The sequence below is a fragment of the Duganella sp. GW821-FHT07F09 genome (assembly GCF_059418705.1).
Genome location: NZ_JBWKQJ010000003.1, coordinates 116,228 through 135,281 on the forward strand (window position 1 = coordinate 116,228; position 19,054 = coordinate 135,281).

A 19,054-nucleotide genomic window follows, 5' to 3' on the forward strand; every position below is an offset into this window, starting at 1 on the left:
CGGGCGCGCCAGCCATGGTAGGTGCGCCCGCTGCCTCATCAGTAAAAATAACGCAGAGTAACTATCTAAGGGGAAATTTTTCTTGATATAATCATACTTTACTTTTTTATAAGGATGCTGGTTTTGCCGGCAAAGTGTCCATGCACCATGTAATCAGAGTTTTCGTCAGCGCTTCCTGCGCCCTGGCGTTGTCCGCGTGCGGCGGCGGCGGTGGAGGTTCGTCCACCGGTGCCCCCGCACCGATACCGACGCCGCCGGTGGTCAAGCCTGACCAGAGCTGGCTAACGCTGACTCCCGCGTCACAGGATTTGACGACCTATCCAGATGAGCCGTTGACCTTCACGATCAATGCGCGGTCGAGCAAGACGTTTTCCAAACCGTTCAATGTCGCCATCGTGGACAGTGTGGGCCTCATATCCACCAACGTAAAAATCGACGCCATGTCCAGTACCGAGTACTCGGCGACGTTGCAGACTTCTTCCGTCTTGACAGTGGGTACGCACACGACCAATCTGGAACTGCGGCTGTGCGAGGACGACGCCAAGGTGTGCAAAACGCCGCTGGAGGGCTCGCCATGGTTGATACCGCTGAACGTGACCGTCAAATCGGGCAACAATCTCACTACCTTGCGCGCTACACCGTTCATGGCAAACTGGAGCACCTACCAGGGCAATGCCTCGCACACCGGTTATGTGCCGGCCAATTTCGATGTCAACAAGTTCGCCCGACGCTGGACTCTACCAGCCTCGGCAACGACCAGCGAGCTGGTCCCGCTGGTACACGACAACGGCAAGGTTTTTGGCGTGTACAGCGGCTATTTCAGCCCACAGTCCACCCTGGTGGCATGGAGTGAAGATACCGGCAAGGAAGTGTGGCGGGCCGACCTGGGCGCCGTGCATCGAGCGAATCCAGCAGCCGCTGCGAACGGGAATGTCTACCTTGCCACCAGCGGTCATGAGAGCACCTTCTTCTGGGTATTCGACCAGGCGACGGGGCAGTTGCAAAGCAAAAAAAGCATGAGCTCACAGTGGGAACGCTACCTGGCGCCCACGGTATATGGCGATACCGTCTATACGAACAGCGGTTACTACGGCGGCATGAGCAAGTTTAGTACCGTCACGAACGACCTGCTGTGGGCAAGCACGGCGCTTCCGCAATATGACGGCTGGACGCCCGCAGTGGATGGCACCTATGCCTATACTTTCATCGGTGGCAGCTTGTATGCGGTCAACGTGGGCGATGGCACGGTCGCATACAAGATCGAGGATATCGAGAATTCCTGGAGCGGCTACACCGGCACGGTACCGGTGCTTTCGGACGCCCAATCCGCGTTTATCATCAGCGGCGGCCGTCTTGTCGCATTCGACCTTGTCGCGAAGACGCGGTTGTGGTCGGCCAATGGTACCGCCGTGGGCCAGCCTGTGTTTGCGAAAAAGGTCGTGTATGCCTTGAACGCGGCCGGCACGGTACTCGAAGCGCATTCGCCTTCAACCGGCGCCATGCTCTGGACATCGCAATCGCTGAATAGCGGAGAGGTCTTTAACAAGCTGCTGGTGACCGATAACCTCGCCTTTGTTAGTTCGGAGAACGTCACGCTGGCGATCAACCTGGCGACCAGGCGGGTGGTGTGGAACTACCCGCTCGGTGGCGACTTGTCTATCTCTAACCGCGGTGTCCTTTTCATCAGCGGGCCTAACCGTAAGATCGCGGCGATCAATCTCGAATGAAAAAGCTCGGCCTATAAGGATGGCGATCATCCTTATTTTAAAAAAAGCTCCCTGAAGGGAGCTTTTTGCGTTTAATGTGGCGAAAAATATTTGATTACTGTTCGTTGCCGCGGACACGGCAGTCGTGGTGCGCTCAATAAAGCGTGGTGCGCAGACGGTCCGGCAGTTCGGCGTCATACTTTTCGCCATCGATGCCATTGTCGCTGAGGGCGGCGAGGATGGCGCCGGGGCGCGGCAGCGCGGTGTCGCGCACCGCCGCCGCCGGGTCCCACAGGCGTGACCGCAAGACCGCGCGGGCGCATTGGAAGAAGACCGACTCCACCTTGATCACCAGCACGCACTTTGGCGCGCTGCCGTTGACCGCGAAGCGCTCCAGCAACGCGGGCGCGACGACGATGCTCGCGCGGCCTTGGACGCGCAACGTTTCGCCATGTCCGGGAATCAGAAACAGGAGCGCGACGCGTGGATCGACGACCAGGTTGCGCAGGCTGTCGATGCGGTTGTTACCGCGCCGTTCGGGCAGCAGCAGCGTCGTATCGTCTTCCACGACGATGAACCCGGGGGCGTCGCCACGCGGCGAGACGTCGAGGCCGTCCGGGCCGTTGGTCGCCAGCACCGCGAAGGGCGAGGCCGCGATCAATGTCGCGTAGTGGGGGTGGATGAAAGCGGCTTCCTTCGCGATCGACGGGGCCGCCGGCGGCACGAACAACGCCTCGAGGTCGGTAAGCGTCGCGATGGTCTGATGTTGCGGGTACGCTGGCATAGGTTGTCCGGTCCGAGGGAAAGTCCCCATGGTCTCACACCAGCGCTAGCGGTGGACAATTTCGTCGGTAGCAGCGCTACAGCCAGCCGACGCGCTTCAACCGGCGGTAGAGCAGGAGGACGACGAGGGCGATCGCGCCCATCGCCATGGGGTAGCCCCCCTTCCATTTGAGTTCCGGCATGAACTCGAAATTCATGCCGTACAGGCTGAACACCATGGTGGGGACGGCCAGGATCGCCCCCCAGCCCGCCAGTCTCTTCACCACGTCGTTCTGGCGTATCGTCACTTGCGCCAGCGACACCTGCATGGCGGCGTTGATCATCTCCCGCATCCGGTCCGCCGCTTGCGTCACCCTGGCCACATGATCGAGGATGTCGCGATAGTAGACGCGGTTTTCCTTTGGGATGATGTCGCTGTGGAACCTGAGCAATTGGGTGCAGATCTCCACCAGCGGCATGGCGGCCGACTGCAACTCCAGCAGCTCGTTTTTGAGGTTATAGAAATCCTCGAGATTGTCGGACGTCGAGTCGGGTGTGAACAGCTGTTCCTCGAGGCGCCGGAATCGTTCCTGCAATTTATCGATGCACGGCTGATATTGGTCGACGATGAAATCGATGATGGAGTACAGCACATAGCCGGGACCCTTGGCGAGCCTGTCCGGCATGGACTCAGTCCGTTCGCGTACCTTCGTGTAGCCGGATGACTCTCCGTGACGCACCGTCACCACAAAGCGGGGAGCGATGAATATGTGGGTTTCGCCGTAGTGGATGTCTTCGCCCACGAGCGTCGCCGTGCGCAGAGCGACGAATAGCGTTTCACCATATTCCTCCAGCTTCGGGCGCTGGTGGGCCGTTTGCGCATCTTCGACGGCCAGTTCGTGAAGGGCGAATTCCTCCTGGATTTTCGCCATCAGTTCCTGGTCGGGCTCGAACAATCCAACCCAGACGAAGGTGCCCGCCTCCAGCAGCACATCGCTGATCGCCTCGAGCGACGTCTCGCCCAGCTTGTGGCCGTCACGGTAAGAAGAGCAATTTATAACTGCGTTTCCATCATTCATGTATTCGATCTATTCGGTTGGCGGCCTGCCCGGCGATTCGCGCGGGCAACGGCACGATTTCCGAAGTGTACTATGTGGGAGCGCGATTTCGCTTAGCGCGTCATCTTCATGCGGTCGATGGCGTGCAATGACCGCCTTAAATGCCGGCTTTCCTTTTCCGCTGCCGCCGTCACGTAGCCCGCACATACTGCACGTACTGCCCACCTTCGGCCTCGTCGATCTGCGCCAACAGCCCTTGTGCGACAGCCAGGTCGTTCAAGTGGCCGAGTTTCCCCTGCAGATCCTCCAAGGTGCGTATGTACGACTTGATCTGCTTTGCCGGCAAAAGGTCGCGGAAGAATTCGGCGGCGTAGCGCGTTTTCTTGGCGGCGATGCGGATACGGTGGCGCGCCGGCGCGTCATGCTCGTCGAGCGTGTCGATGCGCTTGTGCAGGCGGCGCTGCGCCTTGCGCAGCAGGGGCGCCATGGCCTCGTGCGCCGGGCGCACCAACGGCGAACCTTTCGGCAGCTTTCCTTCCGTACGCCATAGTCGCGCGTGGAACCATCCGTTTAACTGGAGTATCAGTTCGGTGTAGCGCGGCTCATGGAGCTTGTCCAGCATCTCGCTGTGCAGCCGCTGCGAGCGCTGTTGGGCGATCTCGCGCAACCCGGACACGTCCGCTCCCTGTATTTCCGCAAGGGTTGTTCCCGCCAGCACGTCCCAGTCGCGCGTCGCGCCGAGTTCCCCCGCCAGCCATTCCAGGCTGTCGCGCGTCTGCGCCGGCGGTGGCGCCATCTCCTCGAACATATCCAGCAGGGCACGCAAACGCCGCAAGCCCACGCGCATCTGGTGCAGGCTTTCCACGCTTTTTCTGAGCACGCCGGGTACGTTGGCCTCCATTTGCGCCAGACAGTTCAGTCCCATGCATTGCAGCGCGTCCTCCAGCGACATTTTCTTCGTCAATCTGACCGCCGTCGCCTTGACTGGCTTGATCGGTTCGCTGTGCAACAGCGCATAGCCACGGGCCGCCTTGCTGTCGTTGGCGATCTGGAACGGAATGTCGGCGTGCAGCGCCAGCGCCAGCTCGAACAGGCCGGCGGGATTGCCCCGCTTGAGTTCGAACTCGAGTTCGCCGATCGCCGCGTTGCGGCTACCGACGTGCAGGTCGCCGGCGTCCAGCGCGCACTCGACCTTGCGTCCGTCCGGCAGCACGACGCGCCAGCTGGTGCGCCGGGTGGTGTTGTTGAATATCGGCTCAAGCTGGTTGCCGATTTCCGGCGAGCGCAGCAACTCGGCGATACGGGCCTGCTTGATCTGCTTGGCCAGCAGCGCGGGGGCGGGAGCCGGTCCCGCCAGCTCGGACTCCCATTCGCCACGCTCGTGCAAGCCGGTTGAGCTCTGCGCGGCCGTTTTGACGGTTTGCGTCCAGCCGCCCGCTTCCGCGCGCACGCGCAACGTCAAACCGTTTTGCCACAAATCCAAATTCGGGGTGTCGTAGTACACATCGTGCAATTCGTGTTCCACCGGCGCCGTCGCCGGTGAGCCGGTCAGCAAATGATGGTGGCGCAGCCGCGCCAGATCGGGCTGGGCGACCTTCAGTTTCAGTTCGGTTTCCATTCGTATTCTCCATGCAAATTCCTGAGGCTCAATTAGAACCGTTTTGCAAGGCGACGAGAGTAGGACGGAAAGCAACTCCCGTGTAGGGGTGGACCGCTTGGAAGAGCATGGCAGCGAGCTGCTGACCTCCGCGTTGTCATGCCTGAGTAATTTTCTTCGGGCAAACTTTGCTTGGTGTGGCGAACCACGAAAGTAGACGCAATGGCGGTATGGCAGAGTGATGTGTATCTCATATCGGGTGTGGACAACCTGCCCGATATAACCCTGGATGGCTGGCTGCCACCGGTCTTGGACGCGAATCGGGTACTACGGGCGCAGCAGATGTTGGCCGGATACCTTGGGCCGTCGTGGCCGGTCGCAGACGACTGGTTTGTGTTCGGTCCGGAAAACGGCAACCGCATCGATGTCATCTTTTCGAATGCCTCGACGGCGACCATCGTGGCGCGCTTCGATAGAAGAAACGAGAGTGTTCATTTCCATGGACTGGTCTGCCGACTGGGCGGCGAACTTGCCAGCCTTTTGTTTTCGCCGGACCTCAACGCCATTATCCAGCCCGACCACAAGGTGCTGCGCATGGCGTTGGCCGATATCCAGACGGACGTCACGTTGTAGATTCCCCGATCCCCGATCGCCGGTCCCCCTTCCCGCGACCGGCGATAGGCGATGCCGGCCGGTCAAATACCCTACAATCGCGTCTTTCTCCTTTTTAAACGAGGGACGCTTGAATCAACGTGCCGAACCCGGAAGACCCAACAAGGCGCCGCAGCACGACGTACTGTTGGCCAGCGCCTGCCGTATCGTCGGCGACGGCGGCTTGGCGGCGCTGACGCTGCGCAGCCTGGCAGGGGAGCTGGACGTGTCGGTCACGGTATTGACCCATCATTACGGCGCGCGCGCCGGCGTCATCGCTGCCATTTGCCAAGCCGCCGCCCAACACGATGCGCGGATGCTCGATGGCTGGCGCGCCATGCTGGAGCAGCCGGCGCCGCTGCCCATCGCGCTCGCCGCCGACCTGGCCGAAGCGATCCTGGAGGAGCAGGCCACCGGTCAACGCGGGCTGACGGTGCTTTTTCTGGAAATGCTGCACGCCTGCACCTGGGAGGCGTCGTTGCGACCCGCGATGGTCGACTGGATCGGCGTGCGCCGCGACTTCTGGCACGCCTTCGGCGAGCAGGCGCGGGTGGCGCCGGCATTGATCGCCTGCGGCTGGTGGCATGGCTATGTGATTGCCGAACAGGCGTATGGCGTTGTGCTCGATGGTGTGGGGCCTTACCGCATGCTGCGCCGTTTGTGCTTGCAGCGCTTGCTCGGCGGTGGCGTCGCCGCCGCTCCGGAGACGGCCGATGCCCGTCTGTTTGCGGCGGTGGCGTTACGGATGGCATTGCCGCGCGTGGAGGCGGCAGGCGGTGACAAGGCGGCGCGCGTGCCGGCGTGGTCCGTCGCGGCGGCGCGGGTGTGCGGCATCCGGCTGGCCGCGCAGGGCATCGGCGGCCTGACCCATCGCGCCATCGCGGCCGAAGTCGGCATTCCGTCCAGCACATTGAGTTACCGCTATCCCGCCCAGCGCGATCTGTTGCTGGCCGGGCTGGAGTCGATCGTCGCGCATATCTCCGCCGCCGTCGATGCGGACGACCTCGACAAGTTGCAGCGCTTGCGCACGGACGGCGACGGCGAAAAGCTCGATTTGGCGCGCGCCAGCCTCGCCGTCGCCATCGCCGCCACGCGCATGCCGGAGCTGGCCGGATGCGTCGCCGACATGCGCGCCCGCCGTGGCGCCAACCTGGTCACGGTGTTCGGCAAATATCTGCCGCAGGCGCGCGGCATCGACGGGCTGGCGGCCCAGGTGGTTTCCATGGGGCTGACCGGGCTGACCATCACCGAGCCGCCCGGCGACGGGTCCGACAAGTCGGTCGCCACGGCGTTCGCGGCGGCGGGCAGGTGGCTCGCCACCTACTCCGGATAGGCCCACAGATCGACCGGCCCGCCGGCGCCCGGGGTGATCAGGCGGAAGGCGGCGGGCGCATAGTCGTCGTCGGCCACCAGCAAACCCTCCGATTGCGCGGGCAGGTCGCCACAGCCGCTGGCGGCCAGCGACAGCTTGAGGGCGTTCGGCAGGCTCGACGCCGCCAGCTTGCCCGACAGTTTGCAGGCGCTGGCGCCGGCCGTGATCTCGCCACCCGCGCCAATCGAAAACAGTGCGGCGTTGCCGTTGTCGAGCCACACCGCGTAGCTGCGGGCCAGTGGCGCGATGGCGAGCGCCTTGGCCGGGATCACGCTGCTGTGGAGCAGGTCGAGCGCGGTGTCCGCCTTGGCTTCCGGCGAACGCAGCCATGCGCCATTGGCGTCGCGCCGGTACGTGGCGCTGGCCCGCTGGGCGCTGTTGTTGAGCACAAGCAGTCGACTGCCATCGGCCGCAGCATAGTATTTGCCGGCGGTCGGATCGGCGGCGTCACCGGCGCTGACGGCGTAGGCGCCAGCGCTCAGTTCTGTCACTTTGACGACGGGAGAGGGCGGGGACGCCGGCGCGTCGTCATGGCTGCCGCCGCATGCCGACAGCAGCGTCGCCAACAGCGACACCATCAGAGACGTTGGCAAGCGCTGGGCGCCGGCACATGGGAGGAAACTCGGTGTCATGGCGCGGCTCATTGGGCAAACAGATCGCGCAGACGCAGGCGCAGCCACTGCTGGCCGGCGGGGCGCTGCTCATAGCCGACCTGGAACGCGGTCACGGCCACCTTGGTCCGGTACAGCAGCGCTTCATCCTCGGCCTGTTCGGCGGTCGGCGCACCCGGCGCCGTGCCGCTCAGCCCCCATGGCGCGGCGCTGCTGAACTTCAGGCGATAGCTATCGTAGGTGCCCTGGCGCGAAAAAGCCCAGCCGGCGTTGGCCGCCGGGACGTCGGGAAAATTCACGTTCAACGCGAGGCCGCCCGGCAACAGCGGGGACGCGCCCGCCTTCGATTGCAGTGCTGCGATCAGTTTGACGGTCAGTTGGGCCACAACGCGCGACTTCGGATTGGCCAGTCCAGTGTTGTCGGCGCTGTCGGCGCTGGCGCTCAGGGCGATGGCGGGAATGCCGCGCCCTGCGGCGAACTGCACGTTGCCGATGGTGCCCGAGTTGATCGCCAGCTTGCCGACGTTTTGTCCCTCATTCGGCCCGGACAACACGAGGTCAGGCGCCTTTCCCCAGCGCGCCGTCGCCAGCACGTCGAGGCCGTACATGGTGGCCATGACCGGCGTTCCATGCACATAGTTGTAATCGCCCCCGGTGTAGCCGCTCTTGGTGAAGGCGCCCACCGCCGGTGCGCCGAGCGGCGCCGCGCCGTTGTGGCAACCGCCCTCGGCTTCGATCTGGGTCTTGTCATTGTCGGCCACGATGGTGGTGGTGCTGTACATGACGATGGCGGCGCTGCGCCCGCTCTGGCCGGTGCAGGGCACCGAGACGATGACGGAGTGGCCGGCGGCCTTGAGCTCGTCGTACAAGGCCTTGACGTTGCTGGTCAGGCCGTCGTCGTTGGCGACCAGGATGTTCAGAGCCAACGCCGGGCTGGCGCACACGGCTAGGCCGACGGCGGCCATCAAACGGTGATTCATGTTCTACCTCTTGTGCATGGATGGAAGCACGAATCATATTTAAACTTTATGACGGCATTGTGACGGAAGTGCGAATTTATTATGGGACAATGTGTTTGGATTCCGCATTAAAAAGACAACTGTGCGAATTAATCCCGGAAATACGTGATTCGTGGCTCATTGCTGGACCTCGTACTGGAATCGGAGGAGCGGGCGCTGTGCGCTTGCAGACAGGCGGGTGCTCGCGTACAGACCGTCGTCATAGCGTTGGCCGGCGAGGCGCGTCGATTGCACCACGTTGGCCACGGTCAGGCGAAGGCGGCCACCGGCGGCCGGCCAGGTGGCGTAGGCTTCGAGCTCCCGTGCGACGCCGGTTTCCTGGACCAGGGACTGCGCCGTGCGCGCCCGCCAGCCGCCGACAAAGCGGAAATTCGTCCCCGCGCCGCGTCCCTGCGGCAGGCGCAGGTCCAGCCCCAGGTTGGCGGTCAGCGGCGCCTGGTTGCCGAGGCGGTTGTCGGAGCCGGCCAGGCCTTCGACGCGCGACCAGTTGCGGCTGAGGTTGGTCCGAAAATCGATCGTGCTTCCGCCGGCCAATGCCACCTTGAGCGGGACGCGCGCGTCGATCTCCACGCCGCGCACATTGGCGACGCCGCCATTGGCCGGGCTGCCGACCCAAACGCCGTTCTCCTGCCAAAGCCTGAGCTGGACCACGTCCTGTATGCGCCGTACATAGGCCGAGACACTGACCATCGCATCCCGCGCAAAGTAGGATTCCAGCGCGGCGTCCAATCCCCAGGCCAGCTCGGGACGAAGCGACGGATTGCCCTGGTAGTCCGGCTGCGTCGGTCCGTTGTCATTGTTGACCGTATAGCGGCGCGGCACCAGGTCGCGTGGCTGCGGCGCCTTGTAGGTGCGCGCGAGCGCAAGGCGCAGCTGGTCGCGCGCGCTGTCGGGGAGCTTCCAGAGCACTTGGGCCACCGGGCTCCACACGCGGGACGCCGTCGCGGCGTCGCCCGGCCCCCAGGTGCGCGTCTCCAGCCCTTCCCAGCGCAAGCCGAGATACGCTTGCAGGCGCGGCGTGACGCTCCACTCGTCTTGGGCGAACAGGGCCACTTGTTCGACGCTGGCGTTGTAGTCTTGATCCAGGCTGTACAAGGGCGCGCCGTCCGGTTCGCGCGGGGCGGTGTCCCGCTGATGCCGGCTTTCCTCGCGCCGCACCTGGGACGCGTCCCAGCCGATGGCGATGTCATGGCCGGCCGCCAGCGGTGTCAGGTACTTCCCGCTGGTGGTGGCGCGGCGCTGGTAGGCGCGCGAGGCGACCGCGCGATTCAGCCAGGGGATACCGCCAGCGTCGATGCCTTGGAAAAGGTAGTCGCCGTCGCGGTTGTTTGCCTCCAGGCCCGCCTTGAGCGTCAGGCTGCCAGCGTCGAAGCGCCGCATCCATGCCAGGTCCGACTTCACCAGCCAATTTTTAAACAGCCCCCGCCAGTCGGAGTCGGGAGATGCGGTGGGGGCGCCTTGCAGCGTGTGCTCGGACTGTGTCCCGCGCGCATCGATCCGCGACAGATCCACCAGTCCCTGCCATGTCAACGTGTTGCCGCCGTCCAGCTTGACGTCCGCGCGTGGCGCGGCGCTGAGACGGCGAGTAAGGTTGCGATCCCCGTCCTCCAGGCGGCGCACGGCGTCGAGGCCGGCGCCGCTGGCCTGTTCGTCGGTGGCGGTGCGTTCGCGTCGGCGTGTTTCGCTGGCGGTCGCGGTCAGACCGTAACCGACCGTGCCGCTGCGTCCTATCCATTGTGCCGTCGCGGTGGGGCTGGTGGCGTGGGCCTGCCGCTCGGCGCTGATTTTGGCGGTGCGCCGCGCCGCGCCTGCCGCCTTGCGCAATATGATGTTGAGCGACCCCGCCACCGATTGCGTGCTCGAATCGACTTGCGCGCTGCGCTGGATCTCCACGCGCTCGATCAGCTCCGGCGACAACGTGGCGATGTCAAAGTTGGCCGGCGCGGGCTGGCCGTCGATGAGGATTTGGGTGTACCCGCCGCCGAGGCCGCGCATGCGTATCTCGCCGCCGACGACGCTGAGGCCGGGCTGCCGTTTCAACGCGTCCGACAATGTCGTCTCGCCGTAGCGCTGCAGGTCGTCGCGGCCGATCACGATACGCCCGACGGCGTCGTCACGCCGCAGTTGGCTGCTTCCCGGTCCGCGCACCTCGATTTGCTGCGGTGGAGGTGTGTCGTCGCTGGCCGCGGCGGCGAGGCTGAACACCAGAAGCGGGACTGGTCGCAATAGGGAAAAACGCATGATGGTGGTAGACCGGAAGTTGGAGAGCGGCCAGCGTAGCGCAAGGCCGGACGCGGCCACATCGGCGTGTGACGAATGCCTGTTCCCGTGGGACGAAAGGGGGGCAAAGCGCTTGAGGCCGGCTGTTATACTTTGTCAATTAGATAAACAATATCGCTGCCTATGTCCGCTAAACTGCGCGCCTTCTTGATTAATTTCGGCCTCTGGACGCTGCTGTGCGCGGTGGCGGGAATCAGCACCTACGGCGATGCGGCGCACCATCTCGACGCCCGCAGTTACTGGATGATGACATTGGGTTGGTGGTGCGGCTACGCGGTGATGATGGTGCAGAGCTATTTGCTCTATCTGATTTATCAGCGCCATCCCGGCTGGCTCGCCACGCGCCGGCGCATCGTTCACGGATATCTCTTGTACCTGGCCTTGTGTTGGCCGGTTGCGATGCTCGGCCTTGCCTATCGGCGCTGCTTCAAGGTCGACCTGGTCCCGAACCTGCCGAACGCCTGGCGCTACTGGCTTTCGATGGGCAAATTCGAATGGTTCGTGGTGTTTGTGTTGTTGACCCTGGCGTTTGGCGTTGTGGTGGCCGGCCTGCTGTGGCAGCAGCGGCAGCAGCAGGCACGCGAACTGACCGAAGTGCGCTTGGCGCTTGAGCGGCAGCGCCTGGCCGCGTTGCGCGGACAGCTGGAGCCGCACTTCGTCTTTAATACCCTCAGCGCGATCGGCGCCATGGTGCGGACCGACGACAAACCGCTGGCGCTGGAGGGACTGTCGCGCTTCGGGGACCTGCTGCAGTACGCCTTGCTCAGTAGCGAGCGCGACTGGGTCAGCCTGAAGCAAGAGCTGCAGTTCGTGCGCGATTACCTGGAATTGCAACATCTGCGTTTCGGCTCGCGCTTGCGCGTCAGCATAGAGGGCGCCGATCTGCTGGACGAGGAGGTGGAGTGCCCGCCGATGCTGCTGCAGCCCTTGGTCGAAAACGCGCTGCGGCATGATCTGGAATGTCATGCGGACAGCAGCGATATCCGTGTGACGTTCGCTCGGGAGGGCGCGTTCCTGCTGGTGCGGGTCAGCAACCCGGTCTTCCCGCAGGCGGCACCGACGGCGGGGCTGGGGATCGGCCTGCGGGGCATACGGGCCCGCTTGGGGCTGGCCTACGGCAACCTGGCGTCGCTCGATATCGCGCGGGTCGACGGCCGGTTTGTGGCCGGACTGCGGCTTCCATGGCAAGTGATGGATTGACGATGGCTTTTAAAGTACTGATAGTCGACGACGAAGCGCACGCGCGCACCAATTTGAGACTGGCGCTGGCGCCGCTCGGCGATTGGGTGGTGGCGGCCGAATGCGCCAGTGCGGCCGCCGCTCGCAGCTTTCTGCAAACGAATGAAGTGGACCTGGTGCTGCTCGATGTCCAGATGCCGCAGGAATCCGGGATCGAGATGGCCCGTTCGCTGGGCCGGATGGAACAGCCGCCGCTCATCGTGTTCGCCACCGCGCACCGGGGACATGCGCTCGACGCCTTTGACACCCATGCGCTGGACTACATCGTCAAGCCTGTCGATGAGCGGCGCCTGCACCAGGCCATGTCGCGCGCCCGGGTGTTGCTGGAACAGCGCGCCATCTATACCAGGGCCTTACGCCAGTTCACCGATCCCGCGCCCGGGTTCTGGCGTGAATTGATCGTCAGGTCGGTGGGCCGTATGGATAAAGTCGCTTTGAAAGACGTGTTGTGGATCGAGACCGCGGGCAACTACGTCGAGTTGCACATGGCGGAGCGCACCCTGTTGCACCGGACGACATTGACGGAACTGGTGCAATACCTGGACCCGGACGAATTCCTGCGCATTCATCGCCGGATATTGGTGAGGCGTGACGAGGTACTGGGACTGCGTCAGATGCAAGAGGGGGGCTATGTCGTCGCGCTGCGCTGCGGCCAGTCGTTGCCGATCAGCGAGCGCCACTGGGCGGACGTCAAGTCCGTGCTGGAAAGCGGGAAACCGGCGCCGCCATGATAGTCTTGCCCGAGTCAATTTTTGAATGTCGATGATGAATAAAACTATGAACTGCTTGTTGCGTCGTCTGGCTGTGTTTTTCCTCGCGGGCGCCGCGGCATCCGCGCACGCGGCCAATCCAGTCGTCCCGGGTTGGTATGCCGATCCGGAAATCCGTATCTTCAACGGGCGCTACTGGATATACCCGACCTACTCGGCCGACCAGGGCACGCCGGACCGGTCGAAGGCCTTCACGCCCGCGCAACAGCGCATGCGTGCCCGGTCGGAGCTGATCTGGGAGCCTTTCCTCAAGAGCACCTTCTTCAATGCCTTCTCGTCGCCGGATCTGGTGCACTGGACCAAGCACCCGCATGTGCTCGATGTCGAGCATGTGTCGTGGGCGGCCTATGCCTTGTGGGCGCCCTCGGCGATCGAGCACAAGGGAAAGTACTATCTCTTCTTCGGCGCCAACGACATCAAAAGCGACACGCAGCTTGGCGGCATCGGCGTTGCCGTCAGCGACCGTCCGGAGGGGCCGTTCAAGGACGCGCTGGGGCGGCCCCTGATCGGGCAGATCCACAACGGCGCCCAGCCCATCGACCAGATGGTGTTCAAGGACGACGACGGCCAGTTCTATATGTACTACGGCGGCTGGAAGCACGCCAACGTCGTCAAGCTGGCGCCGGATCTGCTCGGCGTGGTGCCATTCCCCGACGGCGCCACCTACAAGGAGATCACGCCGGACCCGGAATACGTCGAAGGATCGTTCATGGTCAAGCGCAAGGGTGTGTATTACTTCATGTGGTCGGAGGGGGAGTGGACCGGCCCGGGATACAGCGTGGCGTATGCGATGAGCCCGTCGCCGTTGGGGCCGTTCAAGCGCATCGGCAAAATCCTGCAACAGGATGACAAGGTCGCCCGGGGCGCCGGCCACCATTCCGTCGTCAATGTGCCGGGGACGGACCAGTGGTACATCGCCTACCATCGCCGTCCCCTCAACGAGCTCGACGGCAATCATCGCGAGCTCGCGGTCGAGCGGATGGTCTTCAACGAGGACGGCACGATCCGGCCTGTTGTCATGACGACAGAAGGCGTGGCGCCCAATCCACTAACCGCTTCCGGTCGCTGAGACCGGCGGCCTTGCGCATTATTTCGGCGGCGCGACGATCCCCAGCCCGCGCAGAAAATCGCGCACCGCCAGATAAGCCTGCTGGTTCTGCTCGGGCGTGAAGCCGCCGTGGCCACCGTCCTTGATGGTCAGCAGCTGGTTCTTCTCGCCGGCCTTGTCCATCGCCTGGCGCAGGCGCACCGCGTGCGCGTACGGCACCAGCGGATCGGCGTCGCCGTGGATGGTCAGCACCGCCGGACCGTCCTTGCGCACATAGCTCAGCGGCGAGAGGCGGCGCGCCAGCTCCATCCGGCCTTCCATCGCGCCGAACCAGCCCACCGCGTAAGAGCGCACGTTCGGCCCCTGCAGCATGTCGGCCACGTCGGTGATGCCGAACCAGTTGATCACGGCAGCCACCTTCGGCGCCGGATTGACGTAGGGCCCGCTCCACGAACCGTTCGGCGCGCACTGGTTGGTGAACGGCGAATCGGACGGGATCATCGCGGTCGCCAGCGCCAGGTGTCCGCCCGCCGAGCCACCCGTCACCACCACCTTGGACAGGTCGAAGTTGTAGCGCTTGGCGTTGCGGCCCACCCATTGCAGCGCGCACAGCGTGTCTTCCACGGCGGCCGGCGCCAGCGCGGTTTTGGCCAGCCGGTATTCGATGTTGACCACCGCGAAGCCCATTTGCATGTACGGCAGCAATCGCAGCAAATCCCCTTCGCGCGAGCCGGCCACCCAGCCGCCGCCGTGGATGTTCAGCACCACCGGCGTGGCGGCCTTGGCGGGCGAGGGCTGGTAGACGTCGAGCTTGAGATCGCGTCCGCTGGCGGTCAGGTAGGTCACGTTGGCGTTGACGTTGTAGCCGCTGCCGATCGCGACGGCGGCGCCGTAGCCGTCGTCGGCCGCGCTCTGCGCCAAGGTGGGCGCCGGCGCGATCAAACACAGGGTGGAGCACAGCAGCACATGGGGGAGTCGCATCGTTTCTTTCCTTACATGTTGAGTTGGGGACCGCTTCGCGCCATCCGCCGGGCGGCGTTCGCGGCCCGGTCGGTCACGCCACCACGCGCAACAGGACGGAACCGTGCGGAACCAGTTTCTGGCGGATGACCCCGCGCACCGGCGGAAGGTCCTTGCGTGTCCACAGGTCGCGCAGTTTCACCGTCTTGCCGCCCAGGTTGAGGCGCGACAGGTCGAATTCGATTTCCACCGGCGCGTCCTCCGTGTTGAACAGCGCCAGGTAGTGGACCGGTTTGGCGCCGTCGGCCCGCGCGCTCCAGATCCGCGTGCCCGGATCGGCGCGGTGTGGATGGTTGTGGTGGCTCTTTTGATTCACCGCGATCACTTCCGGATTGGTCAGCAAGGCCAGCGTGTTCGTGTCCAGGCGCCGCAGGTCGCCGCCCATGATCAGCGGCGAGCGCGCGATCGACCATAAAGTCATCAGCGTCTGCTGCTCGTCCGGTGTGAATTTGGTGTCGCGCTCGCCCATAGCAAGGCGTCCGAGGGGCAGCATGTCGGCGTCCGGCCAGGCGTTTGCGGCCATCGTCGGGTTCCAGTTTTCCAGGCGCTGGAACTGATCCTTCAACAATTTCCATTCGTCCCAGAAATCGTCCGAGATGCGCCACAGTTGCGCGTAGTGCGGCACGTGCTCGGCCCATTTGAGATCGGTTTCGCCGGGCGACAGGCTCAGCGTGATAGCGCGCCCGGACGCCAGGATGGCTTTGTGCGCCGCTTCGATCTCGCGCCAGTTCTTGTCATAGGGGCGCGACATGTCGTCCATCTTGACGAAGTCGACGCCCCACGACGCGTACAGCTTGAAGATCGAGTTGTAGTACTCCTGCGCGCCGGGCTTGGTCATGTCGACGCCGTACATGTCGCCGTTCCAGCCACAGATGGAATTGGTGTCGGCGATATCGCGGGCGCGCAAGGTCGTGCCCAGGATCGGGGTGTTCAGCCGCACCGCCTGGCGCGGAATGCCGCGCATGACGTGGATGCCGAATTTCATCCCCATGCCATGGATCTGGTCGGCAAGCGCCTTGAACCCCTTGCCGTTCGCGGCGGAGGGAAACCGGTTCGGCGCGGGCAGCAGGCGGCTGTGCGCGTCCATCGTCAGTTCGGCATCCTTGCGATAGTCGTAGCCGGTGGCGTTCGGTTCGTACCACTGTATGTCCACGGTGAATATGTCGTAGCCCGACGGCAGCAACTTCTGCGCCATGATGCGCGCGTTCTCGAGCGCCTGGGCCTCGGTGATGGTGGTGGCAAACGAATTCCAGCTGTTCCAGCCCATCGGCGGCGTGGGCGCCAGCGCTGCACCGGTAGCGGTTTTTTTGTCGGCGGCCAGCGCCGCGCCGGGCAGGGTCGTGGCGGCGGCGGCGGCGATGGAAGCGGCAAGAAGGTGGCGGCGAGGTAAATTGATCATGAAATCCTAAGCGGGGCTAAGAAAAGGAAAAGTAGCACATTTCAGCGCGGAATAGCATTGCACAGCACGCAATCCTTATCAATTATGAATTCCGCCAAAACCGGAGATAAAAAGCGCTTGCGGCACTTCGGCAGGACCTCTCGACGGGGCATTATGTTGGATGGAATAGCACTATCTGTTATCATTGTCGTGGGTGTCCACACATGTCGTGTGGCAGGGATTGCGTCAGGTCGGGCCGCCGCGCGGTTTCCACACGCCATATGAACCTCATTCCAACGACCGTTTCCCACACATTCAACCGATTCGTCGAATCGGAAAAAGCCGGCGGCATCCTGCTGATCGTTTGCACCATCGTTTCCCTGTGCCTGGCCAATTCGCCGCTCGCGGAGCCCTATCTGCATTTTTGGCACGCCAAGGTCGCCGGACTGTCGGTGGAGCTGTGGATCAACGACGCCTTGATGGCGATCTTCTTCCTGCTGATCGGCCTGGAACTGGAGCGCGAAATCCACAACGGCGAGCTGTCGAGCGTTCGCACCGCGCTGTTGCCGATGTTCGCGGCGGCCGGTGGCATCGCCGTGCCGGCCCTGATCCATTTCCTGTTCAACGGCGGCACGCCGAGCCAGGCCGGCATGGGCATACCCATGGCGACCGACATCGCCTTCGCGCTGGCCGTGCTGATGCTGCTGGGCCGCGCCGTCCCCACCTCGCTCAAAGTGTTCCTGACGGCGTTGGCGGTCATGGACGATCTCGGCGCCATCATCGTCATCGCCGTTTTCTACACCTCGACCCTGGCGCCGCTCTACCTGCTCGGCGCGCTGCTCGTGTTCGCCGGCTTGTTGTGCATGAACCGGGTGTTTCGCGTGCTCGCGCTCGCGCCATATCTGGTCGGCGGGGCGCTCATGTGGTTCTTGATGTTCAAATCCGGCGTGCACGCCACCATCGCCGGCGTGTTGCTGGCGTTCGCCATTCCCTATTCGGCCAAGGGCGAGGACGCCGCCTCGCCATCGCACAGGCTCGAGCATGCCCTGCACACGCCGGTGGCGTTTGTCATCCTGCCCATCTTCGCGTTGGCCAATACCGGGATCGTCATCGGCGCCGGCTGGATGGGGGATCTGCTGTCATCCAACAGCGTCGGCATTCTTGCCGGCCTGGTCCTCGGGAAGCCGCTGGGCATCACGCTCGCCTGCGTGGCGGCGGTGGCGTTTGGCGTTTGTGCCTTGCCGTCCGATTTGAAATGGCGTCATGTGATCGGCGCCGGCCTGCTCGGCGGGATAGGATTTACGATGTCGATCTTCATTACCAATCTGGCGTTCAGCAACGACGCGGCGCTGATCAACGCGTCTAAGATGGCGATTCTATTGGCCTCGCTCGTTGCCGGCGTGGCGGGTTTCGTCTGGCTGAAGATGTTCGGCAAGCCGGCTGCCGAACATCCGTGACGCGGGAGGTTTACTTCTTCATCGCGTCTTTCGCCATGTCGTCCTTTTTCATTTCATCCTTCTTCATCTCATCCTTGGCCATGCCGTCCTTTTTCATGCCGTCCTTGGCCATTTTGTCGTGATGCATGGGCTTTTTCATGGCGTCCTTCTTCATGCCATCCTTCGCCATGCCTTCCTTGGCCATGGCGTCCTTGGACATCTCGTCCTTTTTCATCGCGTCCTGGGCGTAGGCGGTGCCGGAGATCATCAGGCAGGCGGCGAGCAGGGTGGTGGTCAGTTTGTTCATGGTGATTCCTTTTAGTGGGGTTTAACAGCGGGTTTAAAAACGAGGTTTAACAACGTGGGTACCGGTCAGCTGCCGCCGAACCAGTTATATCCCTGGTCTTCCCAATAGCCGCCAGGGTGGGTATTCGTGACAAAAATGGCTTGTACGTGCTTGGGATTCTTGTAACCGAGCTTGGTCGGCATGCGCAGCTTCATCGGGAAGCCATAGCGTGGTGGCAGCGGTTGGTCGTTGAAGCTGAGCGCCATCAGCGTTTGCGGATGCAGCGCGGTGGCCATGTCGATGCTGGTGTGGTAGTCGTCGCCGCATTTGAAACCGACATATTTGGCGCTCAAATCGGCGCCGACGTGGCGCAGGAAGCGGGAGAACGGCACGCCGCCCCACTTGCCGATCGCGCTCCAGCCTTCGACACAGATGTGGCGCGTGATTTGTGATTGCTGCGGCAGCGCGCGCAACGCGGGCAGCGTCCACGGTTTGCGGTCGGCGACCATGCCGCCGAGTTCCAGGCGCCAGTCGTCGCCGTCGATGTCACGGATTTCGTCCTCGCCGTAATAGGCGTTGAACGGAAACGGCTGCGTGATCATCGATTCCGGGTAGGTGGGCGCCAGCCGGGCGGGATCGAACAGCATCGCCTGGACCCGGTCGTTGAAGCGGGAAACCTGGTTCAGCGCCGCCTCGATGCTTTCCTCGCTGCCGAGGGAGCAACCGGTCAGCAAGGTCAGTCCGCCCAGGGTGACGCTGCGTTGCAGGAAGGCCCGGCGCGACGGCTCCGCCACCCGCGCGATGGCGTCGGCCAGCATTGC

General features: G+C 63.6%; 17 protein-coding genes. 7 read left to right on the plus strand and 10 right to left on the minus strand.

From position 1 onward, the window contains the following. The first annotated feature begins 140 nt into the window (after positions 1 to 140). Positions 141 to 1,727 carry an outer membrane protein assembly factor BamB family protein gene (locus AC07P1_RS09140; RefSeq protein ID WP_494695487.1) on the plus strand — a complete coding sequence of 529 codons (1,587 nt, stop codon included), beginning with the start codon at positions 141 to 143 and terminating at the stop codon, positions 1,725 to 1,727. 133 nt (positions 1,728 to 1,860) lie between these two features. On the opposite strand, the gene AC07P1_RS09145 is transcribed toward AC07P1_RS09140, so the two are convergent. From AC07P1_RS09145 to AC07P1_RS09155, 3 genes are all read right to left on the minus strand, one after another. Next, on the minus strand, positions 1,861 to 2,490 hold the full coding sequence (locus tag AC07P1_RS09145) for a pyridoxamine 5'-phosphate oxidase family protein (RefSeq protein WP_494695488.1): 630 nt from the start codon (positions 2,488 to 2,490) through the stop codon (positions 1,861 to 1,863). 76 nt (positions 2,491 to 2,566) lie between these two features. Continuing rightward, entirely contained in the window at positions 2,567 to 3,547 is a 981-nt protein-coding gene (gene corA, locus AC07P1_RS09150) for a magnesium/cobalt transporter CorA (RefSeq protein WP_494695489.1), read from the minus strand. 169 nt (positions 3,548 to 3,716) lie between these two features. Beyond that, the gene (locus AC07P1_RS09155; RefSeq protein ID WP_494695490.1) at positions 3,717 to 5,144 is read right to left on the minus strand and encodes a CYTH and CHAD domain-containing protein; all 1,428 of its coding nucleotides are present in this window, start codon (positions 5,142 to 5,144) and stop codon (positions 3,717 to 3,719) included. Between the two features lie 201 nt (positions 5,145 to 5,345). On the opposite strand from AC07P1_RS09155, the gene AC07P1_RS09160 reads away from it, so the two are divergent. Together AC07P1_RS09160 and AC07P1_RS09165 are read left to right on the plus strand one after the other, a co-directional pair. Next, positions 5,346 to 5,756: a hypothetical protein gene (locus tag AC07P1_RS09160; protein ID WP_494695491.1), complete on the plus strand. Its 411-nt coding sequence runs from the start codon at positions 5,346 to 5,348 to the stop codon at positions 5,754 to 5,756. 109 nt (positions 5,757 to 5,865) lie between these two features. Continuing rightward, complete coding sequence (locus tag AC07P1_RS09165) at positions 5,866 to 7,107, plus strand: TetR/AcrR family transcriptional regulator (RefSeq protein ID WP_494695492.1); 1,242 nt, start codon at positions 5,866 to 5,868, stop codon at positions 7,105 to 7,107. Here AC07P1_RS09165 and AC07P1_RS09170 read toward each other — a convergent pair. From AC07P1_RS09170 to AC07P1_RS09180, 3 genes are all read right to left on the minus strand, one after another. Next, entirely contained in the window at positions 7,095 to 7,778 is a 684-nt protein-coding gene (locus AC07P1_RS09170; protein WP_494695493.1) for a hypothetical protein, read from the minus strand. The two genes, AC07P1_RS09165 and AC07P1_RS09170, sit on opposite strands and share 13 nt — an antisense overlap. An 8-nt stretch (positions 7,779 to 7,786) precedes the next feature. Next, complete coding sequence (locus tag AC07P1_RS09175) at positions 7,787 to 8,737, minus strand: 5'/3'-nucleotidase SurE (protein WP_494695494.1); 951 nt, start codon at positions 8,735 to 8,737, stop codon at positions 7,787 to 7,789. A gap of 156 nt (positions 8,738 to 8,893) precedes the next feature. Next, positions 8,894 to 10,981 (minus strand): TonB-dependent receptor plug domain-containing protein, encoded by a 2,088-nt coding sequence (locus AC07P1_RS09180; RefSeq protein ID WP_494695495.1) that lies wholly within the window; start codon positions 10,979 to 10,981, stop codon positions 8,894 to 8,896. Positions 10,982 to 11,179: 198 nt separating this feature from the next. Between AC07P1_RS09180 and AC07P1_RS09185 the strand changes: the two genes are divergently transcribed. The 3 genes from AC07P1_RS09185 to AC07P1_RS09195 are packed head-to-tail and all read left to right on the plus strand — an operon-like array spanning position 11,180 to position 14,134. Next, positions 11,180 to 12,256 (plus strand): sensor histidine kinase, encoded by a 1,077-nt coding sequence (locus AC07P1_RS09185; RefSeq protein WP_494695496.1) that lies wholly within the window; start codon positions 11,180 to 11,182, stop codon positions 12,254 to 12,256. A 2-nt stretch (positions 12,257 to 12,258) separates the two neighbouring features. Continuing rightward, positions 12,259 to 13,026: a LytR/AlgR family response regulator transcription factor gene (locus AC07P1_RS09190; RefSeq protein ID WP_494695497.1), complete on the plus strand. Its 768-nt coding sequence runs from the start codon at positions 12,259 to 12,261 to the stop codon at positions 13,024 to 13,026. Positions 13,027 to 13,072: 46 nt separating this feature from the next. After that, positions 13,073 to 14,134 carry a glycoside hydrolase family 43 protein gene (locus AC07P1_RS09195; protein ID WP_494695498.1) on the plus strand — a complete coding sequence of 354 codons (1,062 nt, stop codon included), beginning with the start codon at positions 13,073 to 13,075 and terminating at the stop codon, positions 14,132 to 14,134. Between the two features lie 18 nt (positions 14,135 to 14,152). Here the strand turns inward: AC07P1_RS09195 and AC07P1_RS09200 are convergent, their stop codons facing one another. Further along, complete coding sequence (locus AC07P1_RS09200) at positions 14,153 to 15,094, minus strand: alpha/beta hydrolase fold domain-containing protein (protein WP_494695499.1); 942 nt, start codon at positions 15,092 to 15,094, stop codon at positions 14,153 to 14,155. Positions 15,095 to 15,167: 73 nt separating this feature from the next. After that, complete coding sequence (locus tag AC07P1_RS09205) at positions 15,168 to 16,532, minus strand: glycoside hydrolase family 27 protein (protein WP_494695500.1); 1,365 nt, start codon at positions 16,530 to 16,532, stop codon at positions 15,168 to 15,170. A gap of 260 nt (positions 16,533 to 16,792) precedes the next feature. Here AC07P1_RS09205 and nhaA point away from each other — a divergent pair, with 260 nt between their 5' ends. Beyond that, positions 16,793 to 17,968, plus strand: a complete 1,176-nt coding sequence (gene nhaA / locus AC07P1_RS09210; RefSeq protein ID WP_494695501.1) for a Na+/H+ antiporter NhaA — start codon at positions 16,793 to 16,795, stop codon at positions 17,966 to 17,968. A 10-nt stretch (positions 17,969 to 17,978) separates the two neighbouring features. Here nhaA and AC07P1_RS09215 read toward each other — a convergent pair whose 3' ends face one another. Both AC07P1_RS09215 and AC07P1_RS09220 read right to left on the minus strand, forming a co-directional pair. Continuing rightward, on the minus strand, positions 17,979 to 18,254 hold the full coding sequence (locus AC07P1_RS09215) for a pentapeptide MXKDX repeat protein (RefSeq protein ID WP_494695502.1): 276 nt from the start codon (positions 18,252 to 18,254) through the stop codon (positions 17,979 to 17,981). A 65-nt stretch (positions 18,255 to 18,319) separates the two neighbouring features. Beyond that, positions 18,320 to 19,051 carry a molybdopterin-dependent oxidoreductase gene (locus AC07P1_RS09220; protein WP_494695946.1) on the minus strand — a complete coding sequence of 244 codons (732 nt, stop codon included), beginning with the start codon at positions 19,049 to 19,051 and terminating at the stop codon, positions 18,320 to 18,322. Positions 19,052 to 19,054: the final 3 nt, after the last annotated feature.

Excerpts from the sequence above, each read along its gene's own strand:
- AC07P1_RS09140 (WP_494695487.1), top strand. The coding sequence starts at position 141 with ATGCACCATGTAATCAGAGTTTTCGTCAGCGCTTCCTGCGCCCTGGCG.
- AC07P1_RS09145 (WP_494695488.1), bottom strand. The coding sequence starts at position 2,490 with ATGCCAGCGTACCCGCAACATCAGACCATCGCGACGCTTACCGACCTC.
- corA (WP_494695489.1), bottom strand. The coding sequence starts at position 3,547 with ATGAATGATGGAAACGCAGTTATAAATTGCTCTTCTTACCGTGACGGC.
- AC07P1_RS09155 (WP_494695490.1), bottom strand. The coding sequence starts at position 5,144 with ATGGAAACCGAACTGAAACTGAAGGTCGCCCAGCCCGATCTGGCGCGG.
- AC07P1_RS09160 (WP_494695491.1), top strand. The coding sequence starts at position 5,346 with ATGGCGGTATGGCAGAGTGATGTGTATCTCATATCGGGTGTGGACAAC.
- AC07P1_RS09170 (WP_494695493.1), bottom strand. The coding sequence starts at position 7,778 with ATGACACCGAGTTTCCTCCCATGTGCCGGCGCCCAGCGCTTGCCAACG.
- AC07P1_RS09175 (WP_494695494.1), bottom strand. The coding sequence starts at position 8,737 with ATGAATCACCGTTTGATGGCCGCCGTCGGCCTAGCCGTGTGCGCCAGC.
- AC07P1_RS09185 (WP_494695496.1), top strand. The coding sequence starts at position 11,180 with ATGTCCGCTAAACTGCGCGCCTTCTTGATTAATTTCGGCCTCTGGACG.
- AC07P1_RS09190 (WP_494695497.1), top strand. The coding sequence starts at position 12,259 with ATGGCTTTTAAAGTACTGATAGTCGACGACGAAGCGCACGCGCGCACC.
- AC07P1_RS09195 (WP_494695498.1), top strand. The coding sequence starts at position 13,073 with ATGAACTGCTTGTTGCGTCGTCTGGCTGTGTTTTTCCTCGCGGGCGCC.
- AC07P1_RS09200 (WP_494695499.1), bottom strand. The coding sequence starts at position 15,094 with ATGCGACTCCCCCATGTGCTGCTGTGCTCCACCCTGTGTTTGATCGCG.
- AC07P1_RS09205 (WP_494695500.1), bottom strand. The coding sequence starts at position 16,532 with ATGATCAATTTACCTCGCCGCCACCTTCTTGCCGCTTCCATCGCCGCC.
- nhaA (WP_494695501.1), top strand. The coding sequence starts at position 16,793 with ATGAACCTCATTCCAACGACCGTTTCCCACACATTCAACCGATTCGTC.
- AC07P1_RS09215 (WP_494695502.1), bottom strand. The coding sequence starts at position 18,254 with ATGAACAAACTGACCACCACCCTGCTCGCCGCCTGCCTGATGATCTCC.
- AC07P1_RS09220 (WP_494695946.1), bottom strand. The coding sequence starts at position 19,051 with ATGCTGGCCGACGCCATCGCGCGGGTGGCGGAGCCGTCGCGCCGGGCC.